The 25,767-nt window shown below is 37.5% G+C and carries 22 protein-coding genes; 17 read left to right on the forward strand and 5 right to left on the reverse strand.

Annotated features, from left to right (window positions below):
* Positions 1–631: 631 nt before the first annotated feature.
* Positions 632–1,018, forward strand: coding sequence for a hypothetical protein (locus CSV79_RS09350; protein WP_099688786.1), 387 nt, complete (start codon positions 632–634; stop codon positions 1,016–1,018).
* On the forward strand, positions 1,005–2,213 hold the full coding sequence (locus CSV79_RS09355) for a DUF6575 domain-containing protein (RefSeq protein WP_099688787.1): 1,209 nt from the start codon (positions 1,005–1,007) through the stop codon (positions 2,211–2,213). The genes CSV79_RS09350 and CSV79_RS09355 overlap by 14 nt, the downstream gene beginning before the upstream one ends.
* A 651-nt stretch (positions 2,214–2,864) precedes the next feature.
* Here CSV79_RS09355 and sspO read toward each other — a convergent pair.
* Positions 2,865–3,020, reverse strand: coding sequence for a small acid-soluble spore protein O (gene sspO / locus CSV79_RS09360; RefSeq protein ID WP_099688788.1), 156 nt, complete (start codon positions 3,018–3,020; stop codon positions 2,865–2,867).
* A 213-nt stretch (positions 3,021–3,233) separates the two neighbouring features.
* Here sspO and CSV79_RS09365 point away from each other — a divergent pair, with 213 nt between their 5' ends.
* On the forward strand, positions 3,234–3,866 hold the full coding sequence (locus CSV79_RS09365; RefSeq protein ID WP_099688789.1) for an HD domain-containing protein: 633 nt from the start codon (positions 3,234–3,236) through the stop codon (positions 3,864–3,866).
* 326 nt (positions 3,867–4,192) lie between these two features.
* Here the strand turns inward: CSV79_RS09365 and CSV79_RS09370 are convergent, their stop codons facing one another.
* Complete coding sequence (locus tag CSV79_RS09370; RefSeq protein ID WP_099688790.1) at positions 4,193–5,377, reverse strand: acetyl-CoA C-acetyltransferase; 1,185 nt, start codon at positions 5,375–5,377, stop codon at positions 4,193–4,195.
* Between the two features lie 590 nt (positions 5,378–5,967).
* Here CSV79_RS09370 and CSV79_RS09375 point away from each other — a divergent pair.
* The 14 genes from CSV79_RS09375 to CSV79_RS09440 all read left to right on the forward strand — a co-directional run bounded on the left by CSV79_RS09375 (position 5,968) and on the right by CSV79_RS09440 (position 22,841).
* Positions 5,968–6,750, forward strand: coding sequence for an IclR family transcriptional regulator (locus CSV79_RS09375; protein WP_158232504.1), 783 nt, complete (start codon positions 5,968–5,970; stop codon positions 6,748–6,750).
* A 404-nt stretch (positions 6,751–7,154) separates the two neighbouring features.
* The gene (locus CSV79_RS09380; protein ID WP_099688792.1) at positions 7,155–7,907 is read left to right on the forward strand and encodes an SDR family NAD(P)-dependent oxidoreductase; all 753 of its coding nucleotides are present in this window, start codon (positions 7,155–7,157) and stop codon (positions 7,905–7,907) included.
* A gap of 30 nt (positions 7,908–7,937) precedes the next feature.
* Positions 7,938–9,491 (forward strand): ABC transporter substrate-binding protein, encoded by a 1,554-nt coding sequence (locus CSV79_RS09385; protein WP_099688793.1) that lies wholly within the window; start codon positions 7,938–7,940, stop codon positions 9,489–9,491.
* 674 nt (positions 9,492–10,165) lie between these two features.
* On the forward strand, positions 10,166–11,605 hold the full coding sequence (locus tag CSV79_RS09390) for an aldehyde dehydrogenase family protein (protein ID WP_099688794.1): 1,440 nt from the start codon (positions 10,166–10,168) through the stop codon (positions 11,603–11,605).
* A gap of 140 nt (positions 11,606–11,745) precedes the next feature.
* On the forward strand, positions 11,746–12,660 hold the full coding sequence (locus CSV79_RS09395) for an ABC transporter permease (protein WP_099688795.1): 915 nt from the start codon (positions 11,746–11,748) through the stop codon (positions 12,658–12,660).
* Between the two features lie 16 nt (positions 12,661–12,676).
* Positions 12,677–13,579, forward strand: coding sequence for an ABC transporter permease (locus CSV79_RS09400; protein ID WP_099688796.1), 903 nt, complete (start codon positions 12,677–12,679; stop codon positions 13,577–13,579).
* A 53-nt stretch (positions 13,580–13,632) separates the two neighbouring features.
* A complete protein-coding gene (locus CSV79_RS09405) occupies positions 13,633–14,673 on the forward strand; it encodes an ABC transporter ATP-binding protein (RefSeq protein ID WP_099688797.1) in 1,041 nt (346 codons plus the stop codon).
* Positions 14,648–15,613, forward strand: a complete 966-nt coding sequence (locus tag CSV79_RS09410) for an ABC transporter ATP-binding protein (protein ID WP_099688798.1) — start codon at positions 14,648–14,650, stop codon at positions 15,611–15,613. The genes CSV79_RS09405 and CSV79_RS09410 overlap by 26 nt, the downstream gene beginning before the upstream one ends.
* 217 nt (positions 15,614–15,830) lie before the next feature.
* Positions 15,831–17,318 carry a carotenoid oxygenase family protein gene (locus tag CSV79_RS09415; protein WP_099688799.1) on the forward strand — a complete coding sequence of 496 codons (1,488 nt, stop codon included), beginning with the start codon at positions 15,831–15,833 and terminating at the stop codon, positions 17,316–17,318.
* A 193-nt stretch (positions 17,319–17,511) separates the two neighbouring features.
* On the forward strand, positions 17,512–18,738 hold the full coding sequence (locus CSV79_RS09420; RefSeq protein ID WP_099688800.1) for a cytochrome P450: 1,227 nt from the start codon (positions 17,512–17,514) through the stop codon (positions 18,736–18,738).
* A 177-nt stretch (positions 18,739–18,915) separates the two neighbouring features.
* Positions 18,916–20,481, forward strand: a complete 1,566-nt coding sequence (locus CSV79_RS09425; RefSeq protein ID WP_099688801.1) for an ABC transporter substrate-binding protein — start codon at positions 18,916–18,918, stop codon at positions 20,479–20,481.
* Between the two features lie 240 nt (positions 20,482–20,721).
* Positions 20,722–20,904 (forward strand): hypothetical protein, encoded by a 183-nt coding sequence (locus CSV79_RS09430; protein WP_099688802.1) that lies wholly within the window; start codon positions 20,722–20,724, stop codon positions 20,902–20,904.
* The gene (locus tag CSV79_RS09435; RefSeq protein ID WP_099688803.1) at positions 20,897–22,315 is read left to right on the forward strand and encodes an amidase; all 1,419 of its coding nucleotides are present in this window, start codon (positions 20,897–20,899) and stop codon (positions 22,313–22,315) included. The genes CSV79_RS09430 and CSV79_RS09435 overlap by 8 nt, the downstream gene beginning before the upstream one ends.
* Before the next feature lie 133 nt (positions 22,316–22,448).
* Positions 22,449–22,841, forward strand: coding sequence for a hypothetical protein (locus CSV79_RS09440; RefSeq protein ID WP_099688804.1), 393 nt, complete (start codon positions 22,449–22,451; stop codon positions 22,839–22,841).
* A 213-nt stretch (positions 22,842–23,054) separates the two neighbouring features.
* Here CSV79_RS09440 and CSV79_RS09445 read toward each other — a convergent pair whose 3' ends face one another.
* From CSV79_RS09445 to CSV79_RS09455, 3 genes are all read right to left on the reverse strand, one after another.
* Positions 23,055–24,017: a metal ABC transporter solute-binding protein, Zn/Mn family gene (locus CSV79_RS09445; protein ID WP_199171899.1), complete on the reverse strand. Its 963-nt coding sequence runs from the start codon at positions 24,015–24,017 to the stop codon at positions 23,055–23,057.
* Between the two features lie 66 nt (positions 24,018–24,083).
* Complete coding sequence (locus CSV79_RS09450; protein ID WP_099688806.1) at positions 24,084–24,944, reverse strand: metal ABC transporter permease; 861 nt, start codon at positions 24,942–24,944, stop codon at positions 24,084–24,086.
* Entirely contained in the window at positions 24,944–25,684 is a 741-nt protein-coding gene (locus CSV79_RS09455; protein ID WP_099688807.1) for a metal ABC transporter ATP-binding protein, read from the reverse strand. Before CSV79_RS09455 ends, CSV79_RS09450 begins: the two co-directional genes overlap by 1 nt.
* Positions 25,685–25,767 lie beyond the last annotated feature (83 nt).

The raw sequence follows: 25,767 nt of genomic DNA on the forward strand, positions 1-25,767 counted from the left end.
TTTTTCTTTTCTTTTCAAATAAATACCTCCCAAAATATGTTCTATGGGAGGAGTATCTCACGAATTATCTTCTATTAGAATGTGTTCACTATTTGACGCTTACTTAATAATAGTGAGAAGGTATTATGATTACAAAAGGACAAGGCAAGTACAAAGGACGAAAAAAGGTGTCATTCCAGACTTTGAGAAACATCATAACCGACATATGAAATGTGAAGTATCAAACTCACAGTTAGCAAAGGAACTAGGGATATCGAGACCAACAATAGATAAGCTAATTAAAGGGCATGAACAAATAAGTTAACTAGGGACTCCCAAGGGGTCTCTATTTTTTATGTTTGAGATATGGGGGGATATTTCTACATATTTACTGGGGCTATGTGTATAGGAAGGTGTAAGTTGACTAACTTACACGTGCCAAGAAATCTAGAGTTGTCGAGTGCGTTCTGATTTGCTTGAGTTTAGGGGAGCTATTTCTTAGAATTTATATTTATCGAAAATCTTTATGTCTATTCCTGTCGAATTCATTACTAAATCCTGTTAGACTGGTATATTTGAATTATAAAAGTGTGAAAAGACTAACAAATTTGAAAAAGTGTATAAAAATAAAAAGAGGGGAAAGGATATAATAATGGTTTTTAAAAGTCAAGCTGACATGCCTGCGCAATGTCCGCCAGCAGATGCGAAAGAAAATGATGTTGAACCTGTTTACAGATTTATCGATAATGATAATGCTCTTGAAATTGATTTTCTAAATCATAAAGAGAGAAATAAACCGTACCCACCACATAAAACCTGTGAAGCATTGGCTATTTCATTTTTTACAACACTTGAAGCTACAAAAAATGCAGGAAAAAGAATTAAAAGTTTAAGAAACAAAAAATTTGTGGCTGGTAAAATAACATCTAAATGTGGCACACATCATACAGTAAACAATCATCTAAATTTATGGCTCTATAAAGATGCAGATATGCTAAAAGTTTTTCTTAGAGGGGAGGATAGCGGTGGAAACAATTAAATACTCTGACTTGAAATTGTCGGAAGTTATTCATACCTTCGAGTATTATGATTTCCCTTTATTTTTCATTTCTAAATCTCCTAATAATGAGTTGTTTCTTAATTATTATATAGAAGAACTTGAAGAAAGTGTAGATAAATGGCTTTATAGCAGAATTTCAAATAAAGAACGAGTTGATTTAATTGAACAGAGAATTTCTGTGTTAAATTTACTTAATCGCCTGTTACAGAAGCAACGTCTTCATCATCTCTATATTGATTCAAAATCAGAACAAACCAGTGAAACGGCGAAAATTGAAATGGTTAATTCAAGTAATTTTGATTCAGAGAGTTTTCCAGAAGAAGATTTCTTTGTGGAATATGATTATTTTACAAAAAGAAACTTAGTTAGAATAGAACATGATCTCATTGATAGTTCTAAGTTTAAAATTGTATTAAATGACCCTAGTAATAGTCATGATATAGGATTAGATTTATTTATTGAAGTCTTGAGCAATCTTAAAAACTCAATTAATGATATTGCGAACGATATTGGTGGTAGGCTAATTGGAGGGAAATCCAGTTCTCCGATTAATCTAAGAGTGGACTCTTTACAGCCTTCCTCTTTTGGTGTGTGGTTACGAACTGAACCTTTAGAAGCCGATTTGTTTGAAGTACCAGAAAAATCATTGAATAACCTTTTTGGATTGATTGCTGATATTGAACATAAAAGTCTATCTGAAATTGAAGAACAAATTGATATTGATGAGGAATACTCATTGGAAACAATTAAAAGTGTGAAAAAATTACTTAATGATATAAAAGAAAATGAGTTTTCTCTCAAGTTGGAAGCGACTACAAAATTGGATAAAATTAATAAACAGGTTAAATTTGATAAAGACTCATATAGTAAGCTAGACATTTTAACGAATATCCTTCGTAAAAAGAACGAAAAATTCACTGAAAAAATTGAGTTAGATGGTTTATTAACTTCTGTTAATACTACTAACAATAATTTTAGGATTTCAACCACAGATGGCGATATAGGTGGAAAAATGTCAAAAGAATTATTTAATAGGTTCAAGAACGACACAAATATTAAATTTAAAGTTCCGAGTCAAATTAAAGCATTAGTTGAAAAAGAAGTTGTTAAAGACTATGTAGAGGATAAATATTCTGAAAGGTTTATTCTAATAGATTTTGAACAACCCGAGTAAGAATGGGATATATTGTTCAGACTGATTCATCAGTTACCACAAAAATCACTTGTTCTTGAAACTTGAATGCTGTTATTAACAGCATTACTAAAATGGTTGTTTATGAGTTATTCATCAACTAATCGTTGCAATTGAAGCTTTGTCAAAAGAAATGGTTAAGAGTGTTTGCAATTCCCTGCCTGTTTTAGTATCATCATTTACAGGTATAACACGCATAGAAAAGTACTCAAACAACTTAAACCATTGATATAATAAAGTTTATAGACCCTTGGAGCGGAAAGTGGTGCAATGGATAGCACGCAAGCCTCCGAAGCTTGAAATGTGGGTTCGACTCCCGCCGAGGGCATACAGTTACAACGATTTTACCCGTCATTGTTCATTCAATGGCGGGTATTTTCTATCTCCAATTACCACGCCCGAATACCACGAATGTAAAACGCACGGGTTACAGACATCTACGTAAATAATTTACAAGGAGATCAAGATTTATATAACAAGTATATTTACCCCTCTCGTGTAAATAATAATAAGATGTCATCGGAATAGGGCTTGTGTGATTGTGTTATAAATGTAAGCGTCAAATAGCCCCCACCTTACTTTTGATGGGGGCTTGTTTTGTCATTTTGATAACTTATTATAGAGATCAATTGCTCATTGGCGCTTCTTCGTTTTCTTATTATTATATCTCTCTTCGGGTGTCAAAGGTTTGTTTGCAAGTTCATGATCAAATTCTCTTGATAAATTTTTTCTAACTGCTTGCTCATCACTAGCGTTACCACTTAAATTGTCCTTTGGGCTGTTGCTCATTATATACACCTCCATGATTTTAGTTTGCCACATAGTGTCCTTAATATGCATTTTTGTTAAAACTTACGGTAATTGTTTTGAGCTACTGGTACTTATTTTAAATGTTATAGGTTAAGTTGTATTCTTTACTTAGTGGCATACTTTAGTAAGATAAGGAGAAAGTAATAATTGATGTGGCAATAACGCAAATAGTATGGAAAGGGGATGAATAGTATGGGGATACATCAATATTTTAAAAGCTTATCTGATTTAGAACAAATTATTCGTTGTCCAGGAAAATTTAAATTTCAAGAGCATTCAGTCGCGAGTCATTCATTTAAGGTAACAAAGATTGCTCAATTTCTTGGAACGGTCGAAGAGGAATGTGGGAAGAGAGTAAATTGGAGAATTCTTTATGAAAAAGCATTAAATCATGATTATCCAGAACTTTTCACAGGAGATATAAAAACACCTGTTAAATATGCATCAAAAGAATTGAAGAAGCTATTCAGTGATGTAGAAGAGGAAATGACTAGAAAGTTTGTAGAAAAAGAATTCCCATCTGAGTTCCAAGCCATTTATTTGGAGAGATTGAAAGAAGGCAAAGACGAGACGTTGGAAGGACGTATTTTATCTGTTGCTGATAAAATTGATTTGCTTTATGAATCCTTTGGTGAAATTCAAAAGGATAATCCAGAACCTTTGTTTTTAGAAATTTTCGAAGAAGCGTTACGAACAATTTTGCTATTTCAGGATATGAACTGTGTGAAATATTTCTTAAAACATATTCTGACGGATATGCTCAATGAACGCTTTACCGAACATGATGAATTAGCAGGTATTGCCAAACGGATTCTTCAAGAGTAGTAATACTAACAATAGAACGGAAAAGTCATTATATTTTTTAGCGGCAAGACCTTTACATAGGATTGTAGATATGTGTGGCTAATGTTACTTCGTTTGACGTATAATTTAGCGTACGTATAGCGGATTGACCAAAAAAAGAGAAGACACTCCATTCCAATTGTAGGAATGCGCAGAGGTCTTCTCTTGTCATTTTTAAATAAAATTTACATTTACATAAGGCTTTGGACATAATTAATTAATAGGCATCAAATGTAATCTGATCTGTAACGGTTAACTCGGTCTTTGTAGAAGTTATGATGTCTTAAGTGTAAATCCTTTTCCTATTATTACTTTTTGATAATGGTAGCGACGCCTTGTCCGCCACCAATACATAAGGTAGCTAAACCATATGTTCCATTTTGACGCTTCAGTTCGTGTACTAAAGTTACAAGAATTCTTGCTCCACTAGCCCCAACAGGGTGTCCTAATGCAATTGCTCCACCGTTAACATTTAAGATTTCATTTGGAAATTGCAGTTTCTTACCAACCGCTAAGGCTTGAGCCGCAAATGCTTCATTTGCTTCAATTAGACTTAAATCATCAATTGAAATACCAGCCTTTGCTAGCGCTTTTTCTGTTGCTGGTACTGGACCTAATCCCATAACACTTGGATCAATCGCTGCACTCGCATTTGAGCAAATAGTAGCTAAAGGTGTGACACCAAGTTCTTCAGCTTTCCGGCGACTCATTACGAGAACAGCTGCCGCTCCATCATTTATGCCAGATGCATTTCCAGCCGTTACGCTGCCACCTTTTTTAAAGGCAGGTCTTAACTTTTCCAGTTTTTCTTGAGTCGTACCTGATTTCACATATTCATCGGTATCAAAAATGATAGCGTCTCCTTTGCGTTGTGGTATTTCCACAGGAACAATCTCGCTCTTGAATTTCCCTTCAGCTATTGCATTTGTTGCTTTTTCCTGACTCCAAGCCGCAAAAGCATCTTGCTCCTCACGTGTGAGTTGCTCTTGTTCACAAATGTTTTCTGCTGTAATTCCCATATGGTAATCGTTTGTAGCACACCATAAACCATCATGAATCATACTATCAACTAGTTTTTGGTCACCCATACGCAAACCTTCTCTAGCTCCCATGGAGAGGTAAGGTGCCTGACTCATATTTTCCATACCGCCAGCAATGATGATTTCTGCATCGCCTGTTAAAATTGCTTGTGATGCTAGATGAACAGCCTTTAAACCCGAACCGCAAACTTTATTAATTGTTAATGCTGGAATATTGTTAGGCAATCCTGCATGAAGCGCTGCTTGCCTGGCTGGATTTTGTCCATTACCTGCTTGAAGGACATTGCCCATAATCACTTCATCAACCTGATTTTCATTAATGCCCGCTCGGTCCAACACGGCTTTAATAACAATCGAACCTAATTGAACTGCACTAATATTTTTCAAACTACCTCCAAAATTACCTATCGGTGTCCTTGCAGCACTTACAATTACTATTTCGTTGTCAGACATCTGTATATCCCCTTTTCTAAAATGAGTTTTCTAAGACTTCAATAACCTTCTCATTCAAATTTTACACTATCATTACTTATGAGTAAAATGAATAAAAGGAATGAAACTTATAAGTAATTAGAATAACGAGGTTGATGCTTTGGAAATGAAGGAGTTTACGGTGTTTTATTGCTGTTGTGAATTACGAAGACTTTACAAAAATAGCAAAAAAATATATATTTCACAGCCGGAATTAAGTGAATCAATCATGAAGTTGGAGTGAATTTACAATAGTCTCGTTCGCACGCTCAACTCGGAAATTAATTTTGACTGATGAAGGGGAAAGTGTTTATAATCAAGTGAATAAAATATTTAGGGCCGCAAATGAACTTACAATCCTGTTGGATGAATAATGGATTCATCATCGGGGTCATTTGGAAACACTAGTGTGAAAATGACTCCTATTTGTCTAGAAGCAATGACATTGGGTCAGCTGCAGAAATAAGAACTTGAATTATTCACAGTCTTGTATTGTTTAAGTTTATTGATAAGCTTTAGGTATTATGGTAATAATAGACCTACGATATATTAAGATGGGATGGGTGAGCTATGTGACTGATCGAAGTTTAGTACCCGCCTTAGATTCTTCAATCGGGATATTAGAATTGCTAGCTAAAGAAGGGTTTAAATCAGCGAACTTGACTGAAATATCAACGGCACTGTCAATTAACAAAAGTACATGTTTACGGATTTTAAGGACACTTGAATCGAATGGTTTTGTGACTTTGGATGAGGATTTGAAAGTGTATTCTCTTGGAGCTTCCTTAATTTCTTTAGGAAATCATGCGAGGGAAGTAAATGACTATATTGAGGTTGCGAGCTCCTATTTAAAAAGACTCATAAAAACCGGATTTACATTCGTGCTAGTCAAACGTGTAAGGAAGACGAACCTAATGTATATGGCGAAAGAAGAACCGCCATTGAAAGTTCGTTTAACTGTATCCACAGGAGAAGCTTTTTCAATTCCACACGGGGCGTTAGGGAAATGTTTTTACGCTTTTTTATCGGACGAAGAAGCCGATAGTATCAATAAAAGCCTACTTGCTAATAATCAACTCCTGACAAACACGGTAAGCCCGGAGACTTCATTAGAATGTTTGAAAGAACAAGTTCCTAAAATTCGTGAAGAAGGTATCGCGGAGAGTCATGAAGAATATTCACTTGATATTTCGGCATATGCTGTTCCAATATTTGATAATTGCGGGAATATCATTTTGGCGTTAGGTTCGTATATGCCGAAATCATCACTAGGGCAAATAGATGAAGATGAATTAAAATCGGTTATGAAATCGACGGCAAAAGAAATTACGGAAGCAATTTCAATGTTAGTTTAATAGCGAAACGTATAAAAATACCCCAGATGAAATGGATATCATTTCATGCGGGGTATTTTTATATTTGCATTGGTGTTCAGAATGCTTCCTTTAATCATAATTTCAAACCCATTTGCTGCTTCATCACTATAAAGATTAAAGATAGCAGTTTTCTTTATTTAAGAATAGTATTTATTGAATATTCTATATTGACCGAATTCCGTAAATAGTATATAGTCGTTTTATAGGTAAAACCAAATTCTGTTAGTGGAAATAGGAAGGGGTGTAACTAATCTACTTATTACATGTGTGAATAGAGTGTGTTCAATAGTTATGTAGTAAGGTGTTGTATAAAATTAATAAAGTTTAATTGAAAGCGCTCACATGGGCGTTATGAAATTATTAAAAAATTAGGAGTGAAGAGAATGTTTACATTTAAAGGGAAAGTAGTTTGGGTGACTGGAAGCGTCACAGGGATTGGAAAAGAAATCGCAATGCAATTTGCAAAGCATGGGGCAGATGTTGTCGTACATAATTACGATAATAGAGAAGAAGCAGAAAAAATTGTTGCAAATCTTAAAGAGCAGGGCACGAATGCGCTTTTAGTTGAAGGCAATGTGACGAATAAACAAGATGTTGAAAAAAATGTTGAACAAATCAAAGAGCATTTTGGTAAACTCGATATTTTAATCAATAACGTGGGCGGATCTCCATTCAAATTCCCTTTCGAGGATATAGAGGAGGAGCACTGGGATAAGATGATTGATTTAAATCTTAAATCTACATATTTTGTCACACGTGCCGCTTTGCCATTAATTAAAGAACAAAAAGGGACAATCGTTAATACTTGTTCAGCTGTTGTATGGTCTGGGGGAATTATAGGCGGTAGTCCTTATACAGCTGCGAAGGGTGGAGTCGAAGCACTTACCCGTGCACTGGCAAAAGAATTGGCAGGTGTTGGAGTACGAGTTAACGGCGTATCTCCTGGTTTAGTAGATACACCGTTTCATGACGTGAACGTGGGTGAGAAATACCCGCAAATAATCGATAAAATCCCTCTTAAGCGAGTTGGAACTCCTAAAGACCTTGCAGGAGCGTTTCTATTCTTAGCATCGGATTATGCGGATTATATCACTGGAGAAGTTATCGAAGTAAGTGGCGGTTCGAGAATGTCTTAAAATTAGTTTATTAAATAGGGGGAATTGTAGATGAAAAATAAAGGAAGCCTTTTATTCTTTCTATTAATTTTTTGTAGTTTAATCCTTTCTGCTTGCACTGCTAGTGATGAAAAAGAAAATGGAAGTAATACCGATGCTGGGTCAGATAGCTCGGAAATTACTGTGGCGTTACCTGCAGAGCCATCAACTTTACTAGGAAGTACAGATCCGGCAGCTGCAACACATTTAATCCTACGCAATATTTATAACAATTTAATGTCATATGATGGTGAAGGGAATTTCGTGCCTGAGCTAGCAACTGAATGGAAAAATATCGATGAATTGACGTGGGAATTTAAGCTGCGTGAAGGAGTCAAGTTCCATAATGGCGCACCATTTAATGCGGAATCAGTTAAATACACAGTTGATTACTTAACGAACCCTGAAAGTAAATCGGCATTTAGTGGTAAATGGGTAAAGGATTTGAAAGAAGTAAAGATTGTGGATGAATATACGATACAGTTTATTACTCATGAGCCGAAAGTGAGCTTCTTGCACAATTTTATTATTAACGATATACATCCTTTAGAACCTGGTTATATAGAGGAAGTTGGGTGGGAAAAGGCTGCGTCAAACCCTATTGGTACAGGTCCTTATAAAGTTACAGAATGGAAAAGAGGCGAATCTATCTCATTCGTAGTGAACGAAGACTATTGGGATGGAGAACCAGAGATTAAAAAAGCAACGATTAAATTCATTCCTGAATTTAGTTCACGTCTTTCTGCACTATTAAGCGGGGATGTTGATTTGATTAAAAGTGTTCCATTCGATTCTACTGAACGGGTTGAGGCGGATGCTAATACAAAAATTATTTCTGCATATACAGGTAGAAATACTTTTATTGCATTGAATACATCTAAAGAAGGCCCATTGCAAGATGTGAGAGTAAGGCAAGCATTGAATTATGCCGTTGATACTGATTTATTGATCGCAAATGTTATGAATGGACATGCAAAGAAATTAACGAGCACATTGACACCATTTAATGCTAGTCATTTTGAAGTGGATGAATATGAATATAATCCTGAAAAAGCAATTGAATTACTGGCGGAAGCTGGATACGAGCCGGAAGATATAAATTTAACATTTGACACGACAAACGGATATTTTCCAATGGATAGTCAAATTGTGCAAGCGATTGCGGGAGAACTTGAGAAGCTGGGAATGAAAATTAATGTCGTTCAAAATGAAACAGGTGTCTATATTCAGAAAGCGACAAGTAAAGGTATGGGAGATATGTATTTCTTCACTTCTGCTGCAGCAACTGAAGGTGAGTCATTCTATTCATTCTTCTACTCGCCAACAGGTGTTTACACATATATTGACGATCAAAAGTTGTTAGAAGAAATTGGAGCAGCATTCCCAATTTTTGAAGAAAAAGAACGACAGGAAGCAATGAATAATATCCAACAAAAGCTACGAGATGAAGCAGTTAGCATTCCATTGTGGATTAGTGAGGACGCATGGGGTGCAGCAAATGATGTCATATTTGAACCGAAGTATAATGAACAATTAGATTTTAAGGATATTAAAAGAGGGCAATAAAATGCCGCAGTAATAATAGAAAAGTAAATATACAGATTCCTAGGCTTAACATGTTAGTAGATATGCTTGTTAAGATTGAAGAAACGCTTGTGACTTAAGATAGGAAAACTGGAATTAACCTGATAAGTAAGGTAATTTAATACACCTCTCGTTGGGGAATAGGTATAGATACCTTAATTAGTCAACGTGGAGGTGTATTTCTTATCTACCTTTATTTTGTTTGTCGGAATAATATGTACTTACTAATCTTGTGAGAAATTTCTATATTCGTTTCTCGCCTAAAACTAAGTTACTCGTTAAACGATACTACGCGTAGATATAGGTATTACATTTCCTTGAATATCTAATGTGAAAAAGGCATGAGGCTTTCTAGGAACATTGTTGACAGAAGGAAGTATTATGAATAAAAAGGTTGGTTGAATAATCTATTAATTTTCATTGACTTCTGAAAGTTATGAATTATAGTTATACTATGGGTGGAACACATTTCCACACGGTGAAATTTTCGGCATATTACATGTAAATCTATCATTGCCAAACTTATCGGAATTCAAAAGGTTATATATAGTTTGAATCCTAGAAGGACTAGAAGGACTAGAAGGACTAGAAGGACTAGATTGTAAGCGCTTTAACGGGGTGTGTGTATTAAATAAAATCGGATGGAGGAACTTTATATGAATATTGTTGAACAAAACGTGATTGATGTACGAAATCCAAGGACAGGACAATTTGATTACCAGATTGTACCGATCAATCAGGAAGAGCTAAAAACTCGCTGTGCTGATTTGCGCGCAGCACAAGTCGATTGGCAGAAACTTGGGGTAGAAGGAAGAGTTAAAATAATGAAAGAATGGCGGGAAGTTATACAGGGGTCTAGAGAAAAACTACTTGCCGCAGTAACTATAGATACAGGTCGAAATCGAGAAAGTATTATAGAAGTAGATGGAATGATTAGATGGATTGACAGTTGGAGCAATATCGCGGAAAAAGAGTTAATGCCCATTACGCAACCAACTACTCTTGATTTTGTGGAAATGGAAAGTGATTACTCAGCTTATCCGCTCGTAGGAATTATAAGTCCATGGAACTTTCCAATGGCACTTTCATTGATGGATGCGATCCCTGCACTATTAGCTGGGTGTGCAGTCATTATTAAACCAAGTGAAGTAACGCCACGTTTCGTAGAGCCACTAATGCAAACAATTGAACAAGTGCCACAACTTGCAAAAGTTCTAACTTATATAGTAGGTGCTGGGGAGACGGGGGCTCAACTACTCGAACATGTTGATATGGTTTGCTTCACTGGTAGCGTAGCAACAGGTAGGAAAGTAGCAGTCGCGGCAGCGCAACGATTTATTCCTGCATTCCTTGAATTAGGCGGAAAAGATCCAGCGATTGTCACGGAATCTGTAGATATCGATAGAACGGCTTCATCAGTACTAGTAGGTTCAGTCTTAGGTGCAGGTCATCAATGTTTTTCACTTGAACGGATCTATGTGCAAGATACAATTTTTGATGAATTTGTGAGTTGTCTGACTAAGAAGGCGAATAATTTAAAGCTAGCCCACCCAACACCCGATAGTGGGGAAATTGGTCCTTTAATATTTGCACCACAGGGTGACATTATTTCGGAGCACTTGCGTGATGCAGTTGAAAAGGGTGCACATATTCATTGCGGAGGGATCGTCGAGGAAATTGACGGGGGGCTATGGTGTCGTCCAACAGTTGTTACTGGAGTCAACCATGATATGAAGTTGATGAAGGAAGAGACATTCGGTCCGATCATGTCAGTGATGCCGTTTAAAGATGTTGAGGAAGCTATTCGTCTGGCGAATGATACGGATTTTGGGTTAAGTGCTGCCGTCTTTGCAGGAACAGTTGACGAGGCGAAAGCGATTGCACGCCGAATCGATGCAGGTGGAGTTAGTATTAATGATACCGGGCTTGCCGCAATGTTTATTGGAAGTGAAGGCAAAGTAGAAAAAACTTCATTTAAAGGATCCGGTTTAGGTGGCTCTCGTTTGGGATCGGCTTCTATAAAACGTTTTGTACGCAAAAGAGCTCTACTATCTAATACGACGTCAAATCGATCACCTTGGTGGTATGAAGAGTGATAGGTACGGGTGGCGCGGATACCTAACAACATCCGATCGTGCGTTATGGAAAGACTAATCCGGTAAATACTTACAATTTAACGAGTATTATTTTAAACATAGGAATAGAGTAAGAATACTGCTTGTAATGGAGGGATATCATGTTAGATTTTATTATTAAACGGGTTATACAGACCGTAATTGTTATATTTTTGGCACTCACAGTCGTTTTCTTTCTTATTCGACTTTCGGGTGACCCCACTGTATTAATGTTGCCTCCAGACGCTCCACCAGAACAGTATGAGGAGTTCCGCAAACAACATGGGTTTGATCAGCCATTACATATACAATATGTAGATTTCATTAAAAACTCAGTTAAAGGTGACTTTGGAGATTCAATTCGAATGGGGACAAGTGCATTAGGGCTTGTGGTTGAAAGGATTCCTGCAACATTCCAACTAGCGCTAACTGCCTTAACGTTATCGGTTGTCATAGCGATTCCAATCGGCGTAATTAGTGCATACAAACGGAACAGCCTTACCGATCGTCTAGGTGTCGGTTTCACTATTTTGGGTCAGGCCATTCCGAACTTTTGGCTGGGACTCATGTTGATTTATGTTTTCAGTGTATCGTTTAAAATGTTGCCAGCAGGTGGCGGTGGATCCATGATTCATCTGATTCTCCCTACCGTTACTTTGGCTATGCATAGTGTAGCTAAATTTGCTCGATTTACAAGATCCACTATGTTGGATGTTTTACGAAAAGACTATATTAGAACAGCGAAAGCGTCTGGTACGCCTACGAATAAAATCTTGATGAAATATGCGCTTAAAAATGCTTTGATTCCTCTTCTAACTCTAATTTCTTTAGAGCTAGGAACACTGCTTGGTGGTGCAGTTATAGTTGAAGTTGTCTTCTCTTGGCCAGGCTTAGGTAGATTGCTCATGGATTCACTATTAAATAGAGATTTCCCGGTCGTATTAGCAGGGGTGTTCTTTATTGCACTAATTTATACTTTCATTAACTTTGTTACGGATATGCTTTACGCGGTCGTTAACCCGCAAATACGTTTATAGAAAGGAGGAAATTCTAATGAGTCAAGTATCGGTTGGGGATAAAGTTTATGTTGCAAAAGTTAAAAAGAAAGAGCGAAAAATTGTTTCGTTAACTAAGAGATTAGTTAAAAGTCCCTTTGGTTTAATGGGATTTCTCGTTATTTTAGGTGTTTGTATTGTTGGTATATTCGCGCCTGTTATTGCGCCTTTCAATCCAGTTGAAACGGATTTAACTAAAAAGTTACTCGCTCCTATGACAGGGGGGCACTTACTTGGTACTGATCAACTTGGAAGAGACATTTTGTCACGTATTATTTATGGGACACGTATTTCACTAATTATTGGAATTACAACTGTTTTCTTTGCGGGTCTCGTTGGTACGACTGTCGGAGTTTTGGCGGGTTATTTTAGAGGATGGCTGGACGTTGTGCTTATGAGAATCGTTGATGTGCAATTAAGTTTTCCATTTATCTTGTTAGTTTTAATCATTAACGCTGTTCTAGGAACAGGATTGAAAAATATTATGATTTCGCTAATTGTAGTTGGATGGGTCTCTTATGCAAGGGTTATTCGAAGTGAAGTACTTGCTATTAGAGAAAAAGAGTTTATTCACTCTTGTTTCGCGACAGGCGTTCCCCGTTGGGAGATTATCGTTAAACATATCGTGCCGAATTTGTTTACTCCATTAATTGTACTTGCTTCGTTGCAAGTTTCGACGTTCATTATTGCAGAAGCATCTGTAAGTTTCCTCGGTTTTGGCGTACAACCGCCTACACCGGCTTGGGGAAATATGCTTAATGAGGGGAAAAACTTCATCTTAAGTTCATGGTGGCTAATCACATTCCCAGGACTGGCATTGGTTATTACTACACTAGGAATAAACTTATTTGGTGACTGGTTGAGGGATGAATTAGATCCAGAAATGAACCAAAATCGTTAAGTCGAATAGCATTTATTTTAATAAGTAGTCAAAAATGAAAGAGGTGGATTCTTTTGAGCACTAAACAGCCTTTATTAGAAATACGAAATTTAGATGTTTCTTTTCGAACTCAAAATGATCCTTTGCGAATCGTACATGGGTTAAGTCTTACTTTAGAACAAGGCGAGACAATTGGAATTGTAGGCGAATCTGGAAGTGGGAAAAGTGTAACGTCGCTTGCTGTCATGGGCTTATTACCTCAACCAACAGGTTTTATTAGCAATGGTGAAATCCTTTTAGATGGTCGGAAAATTTCAGGTTTGAAAGAAAAAGAGATGAGGAAATTGAGAGGGAATGAAATTTCAATGATTTTTCAAGAACCGATGACTTCCTTGAATCCAGTCTTTACAATTGGTGATCAGTTAAGTGAACCGCTTAAACAACATACAAAATTAAGCAAAAAAGAAAGAAAAGCTCGGATTATTGAAATTTTAAAAACCGTCGGGATTCCACGTCCTGAACAAATTATCCATGAGTACCCACATCAGTTATCAGGTGGAATGCGTCAGCGGATCATGATTAGTCTTGCGATGCTAGCGGAACCGAAACTATTAATTGCCGATGAACCGACAACTGCTTTGGATGTAACGATTCAAGCACAAATACTAGATTTAATCCGTAGAATTAATAAAAAGAAGAATACATCCGTGATGCTAATTACGCATGATCTTGGAGTTGTAGCAGAAATATGCGATAAAGTAGCTGTTATGTATGCGGGAGAAATCGTGGAATATACAGATGTACGTACGTTATTCGATAAACCACTTCATCCATACACGCAGGGTCTTATTGCTTCAATGCCAAATATGAATGAACGTAAAGGTGAGTTACATTCAATTCCAGGTAACGTTCCCAGACCTACTGAATTGCCGACAGGTTGCCACTTTTCAACACGTTGTACTTTTGCTATGGACCGTTGTCATAAAGAGGCACCGCCAACGATTTCAAGCGGAAATAACCACACGGTAAGTTGCTGGTTACATGCTATCGAACAAAAAGAAGAACCGTTGGAAATGGAGGAGGAAAATAATGTCCGACACGCTATTACAAGTTAAAGAGTTAAAAAAGCACTTTGCGATTAACAAAGGATTATTTAAACCTAAGGCCTATGTAAAGGCGGTTGATGATGTTTCTTTTTCAGTGATTAGAGGAGAAACATTCGGTATCGTGGGAGAGTCCGGATGCGGGAAGTCCACGACAGGTCGGACAATTTTACGTTTGAATGACATAACCTCCGGACAAGTCATATTTGATGGCGAAGACCTAAGCAAACTTTCTTATGAAGATATGAGAAAAGCTAGGCGTAAGTTGCAAATGGTTTTTCAAGATCCGTATGCTTCTTTAAATCCAAAGAAGACGATCCGACAAATTTTAACCGAGCCATTACGCGTACATGGTTTATTTACGAAACAAGAGCGGGAAGAAAAAGCAACTGAAATTATTGAAATAGTAGGACTGCATGTCTCACATTTAGATCGGTACCCACATGAGTTTTCAGGAGGACAACGACAGAGAATCGGCATCGCAAAAGCGGTTATTTTACAACCGGATTTAATTATTGCTGACGAACCTGTCTCTGCGTTGGATGTATCTATTCAATCGCAAGTCATTAATTTGCTTTTAAAGCTTCAGAAAGAATTCAACTTAACGTACATTTTTATATCCCATGATTTAGGTGTCGTCAAACATATTACAGACCGGGTTGCCGTTATGTATTTAGGACGGATAGTTGAACTGGCGAAAACAGAAGATTTATATGATAAACCTATGCATCCTTATACACAAGCCTTACTTTCTGCAGAGCCGATTAGACATCCGGATGAAAAAAGAGAGCGTGTTATATTGAAGGGCGATGTACCGAGCCCCGTCAATCCGCCTAGCGGTTGTACATTCCACACGCGTTGTGTAAGTTGTATGGAGATTTGTAAAACGCAAACTCCATCCCTTGCCATTATGGAAGATGGGCGTTCTGTAGCCTGTCATCTATATAATTAAATGGAAGAGTGCTACCGATCCGATTATCTGAATAGTTCATATTAACTAAAGAGTATGACTATTATACACTTAAAATACCACCGAAGGAATTTAATTCCTTATATGGCGCTGACGAGATACCTACTTTATGAGATTGTTAACATAGTTTTTCTTGTGTCGGTGGGAAAGTCAGCTCTACATGAAAGAATGTGTTTATAAAAAAGAGAGGAAGATAGCGATGATTAAAATTGAAAATGAAGTGAAATTGACGATTGCAGAAGATGAAACGAATCCACTTTTGTTAGACCACTTTACCCCGGTAGGAAAAGAATACACAGCAACATCAGAAAGTTTAGAAGTAATCGGTGAAATTCCAAAGGATTTAAACGGAATTTATGTCCGTAATGGACATAACCAAGTGCATGCACCGATGGGGGTTTATCACCCATTTGACGGTGATGGTATGCTTCACGCAGTCCACTTTGAAGAAGGGAAAGCGACTTATCGTAACCGATTTGTACGTACGACTGGTTTTTTGGCAGAAGAGGCTGCGGGAAAATCATTATGGGCGGGAATACTCGAACCCCATTTGAATACGCGTCAAGGTTGGGGAAGCATGCGTTCAATGAAAGACAATGCGGGAACAGATGTTATCGCGCATGCAGGAAAATTGCTTGCAACGATGTCGCAGTGTAGTGAAGCGAATCGTATCGATCCAATTACGCTAGAAATGGTCGAGCCAGATTCATGGAATACGACAATCGCACCTAGTGGAATTTGTTCCCACTTTAAAGTGGATAATGACACGGGAGAAATGATGTTCTTCAACTTCAGTGAAACATACCCATACATGCATTACGGCGTTGTCGGACCAGATAGTAATCTGAAGCATTATGTCCCAATCGACCTACCTGGAATTCGTTGGCCACACGATCTCGGGGTTACTAAGAATTATTCTATTCTCCACGACTTACCATTTATATTTGATCCAGAATTGCTTGAAAAAGGCGAACGAAAAGTAACATTTTATGATGACATGCCTGCTCGATTTGGAATTATTCCTCGTTTAGGAACAAATAAAGATATTAGATGGTTTGAAGCGAAACCATGCTTCATTTATCATTTATCCAATTGCTATGAAAGTGGAGATAATGTTGTAATGGAAGGTTGTATTACATTTAATCCCAAAAAGCCAGTGGTAGGAAAGCAAGGGGAGGATGCAATTGCTAACGTACAAAAGAATTTTGATGCATCAATCATTCAATACAGAATGTACCGTTGGACATTTAATCTGAAAACTGGGGAGACGAAAGAAGGATTCCTAGATGATGAAGTAACGGAGTTTCCAGTAGTAAGTAATGATTATGTAGGGAAAGAGTATCGTTATAGTTACAATTCCATCCTTAGCCTTGATAAGCCTTGGTGGTTAAGTGGTATTAAAAAGTATGATCTGAAGGAAGGCACAAGTCAAAATTATGATTATGGGGAAGGTCGTTTAGGAAGTGAGCCACATATTGCTCGTCGTAAAAACGCAGTTGAAGAAGACGATGGATATTTAATTACATTGGTTACAGATATGAACGAGAATCGCTCTGAATGTTTAATTCTTGATGCGAAAGATCTTACGATGGGACCGATAGCACGAATTATCCTTCCTCACCGTATACCGACCGGTGCTCATGCGGCTTGGGTTGAGGGTGACCGCATCAAAGGTGAATTAGTTTAATATAATATCTATTCAATAAAAGACAATAGTAAAGCGAGTAGATGAAGAAGTAAAAGAACTTCGGAAACAAGCGTTAGGTCGGGAAAGGAATTCAGTGAAGGAAATTTTACTATCTGAATATGATCCCGCGGTGAATTTAAATGATGGGGATTCACCGGTTCCAGCAAACATTTATGAAGGATGTGTTATGTAATTGACCAAATGCCCAATTATCGGAAATCCCGGTAAAAAAGTATCTTATCTACTGCCAATTGATGGTCTTTCTACTGATGAGGAATTTAACAATATCCATTCTTGGTTTGCAAGAAATAGGGGAGATAATCCAGTTCAATTTGATTCAATTCGCAACGTTTGGAATGTATTTCAATATCGAGACGTCGAAGCAATTTTAAAGGATCATAAAAATTATTCAATGGTAAAAAGTTATGAAGCTAGAACCCCTTTTAGGAGTCTTCTTAATATGGATCCGCCCGACCATACAAAAATGCGTAGATTAGTTAGTAAACCATTTTCGCCCAGGGTGATTGAAGCGCTTGAGCCAAAAATAAAAAAGGTATCAAATCGACTCGTAAAAGAATTTGCTTCTTTTGAAGAAGTAGATATTATGAATGATTACGCGTATCCACTTACGATAACGATGCTTACGGAATTACTTGGTGTACCAGCAAAAGACAAAGAAATATTTAAGGTTTGGGCTGATAGTACGATTGCTTCACCTAAAGATGACTCGGAAGAAGCTTATAAGAAAACTACTGACAAGATAACAGAGATGTTGGTTAAAGTGGATGAATATTTACTTGGAGTTATTGCAGAGAGACGTAAAGACCCTCAAGAAGACCTGATTTCTAATCTAATTATATCTGAGATTGATGGCGAACTATTATCGGATCAGGAGATACTAGAGTTTAGTGCTTTGTTGTTGCAAGCTGGATTTGGTACGACGGCTCGGTTAATTTCAAATGCTGTACGATGTATTATTGAAACACCTGGTCTTCAACAGCAACTTAGGAATGATCCTTCATTACTTCCGGCAGCAATTGAGGAAATAATGAGACTTTACTCATCAATTTATCAAACGATTAGATATGCGAAAGTAGATATGGTAATTCAAGGGCAGCAGATTAAAGCAGGCGAAGAATTATCATTATGGATTGCTTCAGCTAATCGGGACGAACTCCAGTATGAGAACCCGGATGTGTATAACATGGAACGAGGTCCTAATCACCATATTGCATTTGGAAAAGGTGTTCATTTTTGTCTTGGTGCATCATTAGCTCGTTTAGAAGTTAAGATTGCATTGGAAACGTTGTTTGAGAATACAACTAACGTTGAGTTTAGAGATCAAGTGTTTAAACCAATCAAGAGTCATATTGCAAATGGTTTGGAAGAGTTATGGATTTGCCTAAACAAAAAGAGTTAATAGTATAAGCAAATTAGCTATCAAATATGGCAGCTATTATACATGAGTCTTTAAATATTAATTTTCGGTATTTATACCGTCTTGTGTAGGTATTAATTTTCCAAAGTACTTGAAACAGGACAAAACCAAGCGAAGTAAGAAGGATTGGATTACTAACATACTAAGGGAGAGATATATTTGAAAAATACAAGAAAATTTACTTTAGTTTTATTTATTGCTATTAGCATGTTGTTAGTAGCCTGCACAGCTAACACTGCAGATGAATCGCCAAAAGATTCCGATGCAAATTCAAATTCAAATTCAGAGAAAAAGACGGACATAGTAATTGCTGTAACGGCGGAACCGACAACATTAATGGGAAGTATGACACCAGACTTTTCCGTTTATTCAATCAATAAAAATATCTATGATCGGCTAATTGATTATGATGGGAAAGGAAACTTTACACCGAAATTAGCCACGGAGTGGAAAAGTGTTGATGAGCTTACGTGGGAATTTAAATTAAGAGAGGACGTTAAATTCCATAATGGCGCACCTTTTAATGCTGAATCCATTAAATATACTATTGATTACATGTTGGATCCAGCAAACAAATCAGTGTACGGTAGTCGTTGGAAAACAAACCTTGAAGAATTAAAAGTTATTGATGATTATACTGTTCAATTTATTACAAAAACACCGATGGCTGGGTTTTTGAGTCGGGCGGTTACTGATTTTCAATTTATAGAGCCTGGTTATGTTGAAGAAGTTGGGGTTGAGGAAGCCTCGAATAAACCAATAGGTACAGGTCCTTATAAATTAAAGGAATGGAAAAAAAGTGAGTATTTGGTATTTGAGGCAAATGAAGATTATTGGAATGGTGCACCAGAAATTAAAGAGGCAAAGGTTCGGTTTATCCCTGAATTCAGCTCACGCTTATCGGCATTATTAAGCGGTGATGTTGATCTGATTGCAAGTGTTCCCGTTGATTCGATGGAGCGTATCGAGTCGGATTCCGATTCGAAAATTATTTCTGGTTTAACAGGCAGACCTTCGCAAATTCTTTTAAATACGTTTAAAGAGGGACCACTCCAGGACGTAAAAGTTCGACAAGCATTAAATTATGCAATTGATGTGGATATGTTACTCGAAAATGTGATGAATGGACAAGGCAAGAAACAACTCGGTACGTTGACACCGATAAACTTAAATTATACGGAAGTAGAAGGCTATGGTTATGACCCAGAAAAAGCATTAGAATTAATTGCAGAGGCTGGTTATAAACCGGAAGATATCAAGTTAACGTTTAATACAACAAATGGTTTTTCTCCAATGGATAGCCAAGTTACGCAAGCGATTGCCGGAGAACTTGAAAAACTGGGACTAGATATTACTATCCAGCAAGTAGAGGCTGGCGTATTTATGGAAAGATTGGGAAGCCAGAAAATAGATGACATGGCCTTTATGACATTTGCAGCGTCCACTGATGCTGAAAGTTATTTGTCGTTCTTATTTGCACCAACGGGGACTTATCGTTGGCATAATGATCCAGAATTATCAAAAGAAATAGGAGCCACTTTCAACGAACTTGACCCGGAAAAACGTCAAAAGAATTTTAGCGAGATCCAACACCGCTTACATGATGAAGCAGTTAGCATTCCGTTATGGACTACAAATGATATCTGGGGTGGACGTAAAGATATCGAATTCAAACCACGATTTGATGAGATATTAGAAATTAATGATATAAAACGGGGTGAATAATACTTTCTCTTTAAAGTCGAGACAGACTTAATGACATTTTTTCATCTTTGAATAAGCAAAATACTCCTTATAATTAGGTTTGGTAATTCCGTCCAAGTCCCTAATTAAAAGGAGTATTTTATTGATAAGAATGATATAGGGTTACAATAAATAAACAAGTAAAAATGAGAATTTAGCGCAGACATCTTGGTTCCTAAAGTTTCATAATCCATAAAGCCAATTAGAAAGGAGAGGAACGCAATGAAGGAGATAATTGAAAAAACATTAAAAGGGAAAAACATTAAGGTTACCCAATCAGAAGTAGCTGCAATAACAGCACAATGGGAGAGTTTTCAAAAATTAAAAAGTGGTTTTGATATAGCAAATTTGGATGAGTCTGATATTGCGCTAACTCATAATCTAGGAAGTGATTGTCGTGAGTGAAAAGCTAAATGAAAAGACCATTTCTGAACTGGCCCCGCTTATAAAAAATAAACAAGTTTCACCAAAAGAGGTTACATTGGCGGTACTAGATCAAATTGGAATTCTCGATAACCAATTGAATGCATTTATTGAAATCACTGCAAAAAAAGCAATAAAACAAGCAAAAGAAGCAGAGGCTGAGGTGTTTGCCGGGAATTATCGTGGTCCGCTACATGGAATACCGATGGCGATTAAAGATAATATTTATATAGCAAATGAAGTTACGACTATGGGATCTAAAATACATGGAAAATTTATTCCTAAAGAAAGTGCTACTGTTGTTGAAAAACTAAAAGAAAATGGTGTTATCTTTACTGGGAAGCTTAATTTAGATGAATATGCTGCAGGCACTACGAATGAGAATCCTCATTACGGTACGTGTAGAAATCCGTGGGACGTAGAACGGACACCTGGAGGGTCAAGTGGTGGATCAGCTGTTTCTACTGCAACGAATATGGCGATTGCAACATTAGGCACAGATACGGGGTGCTCTATTAGGTTACCTGCCTCTTTTTGTGGCATAACGGGATTAAAGCCAACTCATGGATTGGTAAGTAAATATGGTGCATTTCCTTTAGCTTGGTCATTGGATCATGTAGGGCCATTAACTAAAACTGCAAAAGATGCCGCGTATGTATTGGAAGCAATTGCAGGTTATGATGTAAAGGACCCGTCTTCTGTATTCACTACAACGACTAATTATAGTGATCAATTAACAGGCTCTGTTAGAGGATTAAGAATTGGTATTAATGAAGACTACTTTTTTAATCAGGTCGAAATTGGCATTGAAGAAGCTGTGAAAAAGTCAATTTCTTCTTTGGAGAGGGCAGGGGCTACCGTTGAAATTATAAAAATGCCGTCGCTATCTCTTGTTGATTACGCGCAAAAAATTACAATGATAACCGAAGCAAGTACGGTTCACCATAATAATCTAATTTCTAGAGAACAGGATTTTGGCAATAATATTCGGCAGATATTAAAACTTGGCGAACTTCCATCTGCAGTCGATTACTTGCAGGCACAACAAATACGTCATCAAGTGAATCAAGATTTCAATAGAACATTTGAAAAAGTAGATGTTTTAATATCACCGACCAATCCATTTTTACCACCTATAATAGGTGAGAAACCTTTAATAAATAAAACTGAAGTAAGTATTTTTGAGCACATTAGTCGGTTTGCAATACCTTTTAATTTAACGGGTTTACCAGCTGTTAGTGTGCCATGCGGTTTTGTAGATGGTTTGCCTGTCGGTATGCAAATTATTGGCCCGGCATTCAAAGAAGGAAGAATTCTAAATGTAGCTCATACGCTTGAGCAACTTCATCCGGAATTTAAAAAGGTGCCTCCGATAACCCGACAAATCGTATAATTGCATTGGCTATATATGTAAAGCTATTTAAAGCAGCCGGTTTGTTTTTAAGTATCTGAATACGGTAGTCGCTGATTTTTTTATTAGCTACTAGTAAACATTTTGACGTATAATTCCATTAGGAGATGATAGAATGACAATTAGCAGAAAAGATTACTTACAACAGATTATTAAAGTACACGAACGGTTAATTATTGCGTCAGAGGAATATGAAGGTATATCCGAAGAATTCATCCTTAAGCAAGAACTAGATATTGAAGCTATGAAAGAACAATGGCTTGTAAAAGTGGAAGAATTCAAGCAGATCCTTGCCGATATGAACGCACTGGAAGTTCCAAATGCTTTTGCAACAGAAGGCGAAGAGCTTAAAATTGCTTATGGGCGATTTGTTAGTTGTGTAGAAGAGAAGACGCATAAATTCAGTATCGAAACTATGGAAAGTGGAGAACTGGATGCAATTCAAGAAGTTGAAGTCGAAACGGCAGAAGAAATAGAAGACTTAATTCAAAGTATGTTTGATAAATAATATAACTAGTGAAAAGACTATAGACACACTCAGTGAGCGAGAGTGTCTATAGTCTTTTATTTTGTATTATACAAGTGTTAACTATCGCCACAGACCGACGTTAATATCCCGAACCACTTTCCCCGAATTCTTTCTAACTGAAAGATTCAAAAAAGAAAGCCACTAATAAAAGTGACTTTCTTCTATTAAATAGTTGGTTGACCAGCAGACAGCTTAACGCTCTTTACTTAACTCATCATGAATCAAATCCATGTTGTAGTTCAAATACTTCACATACGTGTCAATCTCATCACCAGGATTACCGATTTCATCCGAATAGATTTTCTTCTCTGCGATTGGAACGCCAGTCTCTTTAGAAACTGTCTCCATCGGACGTGTATCTACGTTCGATTCTACAAACAACACGGGAACATTGTGTTCTTGGATAAAGTGAATAAGCTCTTTGATCTGCTTCGGGGAACCATTCTCTTCTGTATCAATCTCCCAGATGAATGCTTCTTTCAATCCGTAGTGATCGTTCAAGTATTGGAATGCGCGCTCGCTCGTTACAAGTACACGGTTTTCTTCAGGAATTGTAGAAAGGCGCTCAGCAAACTTCGTATCCAATTCTTTTAGACGATTGACATACTCATCGCCTTGCTCTTTAATCTTGTCGCCATTTGTTGGATGCTTTTCAATCAATGCGTCGCGCATAGCTTCTGCCATTTTGACCCCGACAGCTGGATCTATAAATGCGTGTGGGTTGATTTCTTCCTCTGTACCATCTTCACCACCGATATACTTAGGCTCTACTTGCTCGGTCAAACTATAGATGTTTTCGTCTTTCTGATTAACAGAGTCCATCATCTTGAAGAACCAACCTTTTTTTCCGCCTTCAAGGTTTAAACCATTATAGAACAATATATCTGCGTCAGTAGCTGCTTTAATATCATTTGGTAGTGGCTCGTATTCGTGTGGATCTGTGCCAGATGGTACTAAGTTGTAAACTTCTACATAGTCTCCACCGATTTCACGTGCCATATCAGCAATAATTGTAAAGGATGTAACGACCTTTAGTTTTTCGTCAGACGTCTTGTCATTAGCGTCTTTGTTGCCTTTGCTATCGTCATTTCCGCATGCTGCTAACATAAATACAGCAAGTAGTGAAAGGCCTAGCCATTTTACTAAGTTCTTCATATAATTCATTCTACTCCTTTGTGGGTATACTTTTTTCCGCTGAAGCGGTTGATTCCTAGTTTAATATCATTCAGCAATCGCTTTGCGTTTAGACATCGTCCGAATTTTGGTAATGACGACACCTTGTTTGGGCGAGAACAGGAATGCCAAGATGAATAGGGCAGTCGTTGCAAGTGCAATGACGGGACCTGATGGCATGTTGTATAAGAAACTGAAATATAAACCGACGATGGATGACAATGCGCCAAAAAACGCAGCAAGTATGACCATGACGGATAGGCGGTTCGTTAAGAGGTACGCTGTAGATGCAGGTGTGATCAATAACGATACGACCAAAATAACGCCAACTGTCTGTAATGAAGCGACAGTAACTAGTGTTAGTAAAAACATGATGCTGTAATGAATCATTCGTGTCTTTAATCCGTATGCAGCAGCCATCGTTTCATCAAAACTAGAAACGAGAAGTTCCTTGAAAAATAAAATAACGACTACAATGACTACTGTTCCGATAATCAGTGTCAGCCACATATCCGAAGCTCGAACGGATAGGACGTTTCCGAAAAGAATTTGCGTTAGATCGGTTGCACTTCTCGCTTGTGTGATCAAGATGATACCGAGTGCGAAAAATGCGGAAAAGACGATACCGATTGAAGAGTCGTTCTTGATTCGGCTGTTTTGTGAAATTGCGCCAATACTAAATGCCGTTAAGACACCGGTCAACACAGCACCGTAGAAATAGTTGATGCCGAGCATATAAGAAATCGCGACACCTGGAAGAACTGCATGAGAAATAGCGTCTCCCATCAACGCCATTCCGCGAAGCACGATAAAGCATCCAATGACTCCACAGATAATTCCAACCATGATGGACGTGATAAATGCTTTTTGTAAAAAGCTATAGGTCATTAAATCCTGAATAAACTCCATTACATTGGAACCTCCAAGCCGTCAAGCATGAACTGTCGATTATATGCTTTCGTCATATTGCCAGACTGAAACACTTGGTTCACAGGGCCTGCATCGATCAATTCTTTATTAATTAACACTAACTTATCGAAATAATTCTTCACTTTTGATAAGTCATGGTGTACGACGAAAATAACTTTTCCAGCTTCTCGCAGATCGCGCAAGATGTTGATGATGATTTCTTCACTGGTAACGTCAATCCCAACAAACGGTTCATCCAAGAAGAAGTAGTCGGCTTTTTGTGCGAGGGCACGTGCTAAAAATACACGTTGCTGTTGTCCTCCAGATAATTCGCCGATTTGACGATTAGCGAATTCCTCCATGCCTACTTGTTTCAAACATTCCATCGCCCATTCTTTATCTGCTTTTCTTGGGCGGCGCAATATACCAACTTTCGGATAGGTGCCTAATAGAACCGTATCCTTTACAACAATCGGAAAGTTCCAGTCAATGTTCGAGCGTTGAGGAACATACGCAATTTGCTTACGCATTTCATCCACTGTCTTACTTCCGATTTTCACAGAGCCGTGATCTTTATGGATTAAGCCAAGCATGGCCTTCATTAGTGTTGATTTACCGGCACCGTTTGGACCGAGAACCCCAATTAAACTGGAAGGCTCAAATGAAAATGATACATCTTTTACTACTTCATCTCCGTCATACGACACACTGATGTGTTCAACTGTTATCGGATCAATCATTCTGTCTCCTCCTTTTCTTTCCCTCGTGCAACATTTAGATAAATAAAAACCGGTTAGATTTATTCTTCGGTTAGATAGGTAGT

It is taken from the genome of Sporosarcina sp. P13, assembly GCF_002743055.1.
Lineage (GTDB): Bacteria > Bacillota > Bacilli > Bacillales_A > Planococcaceae > Sporosarcina.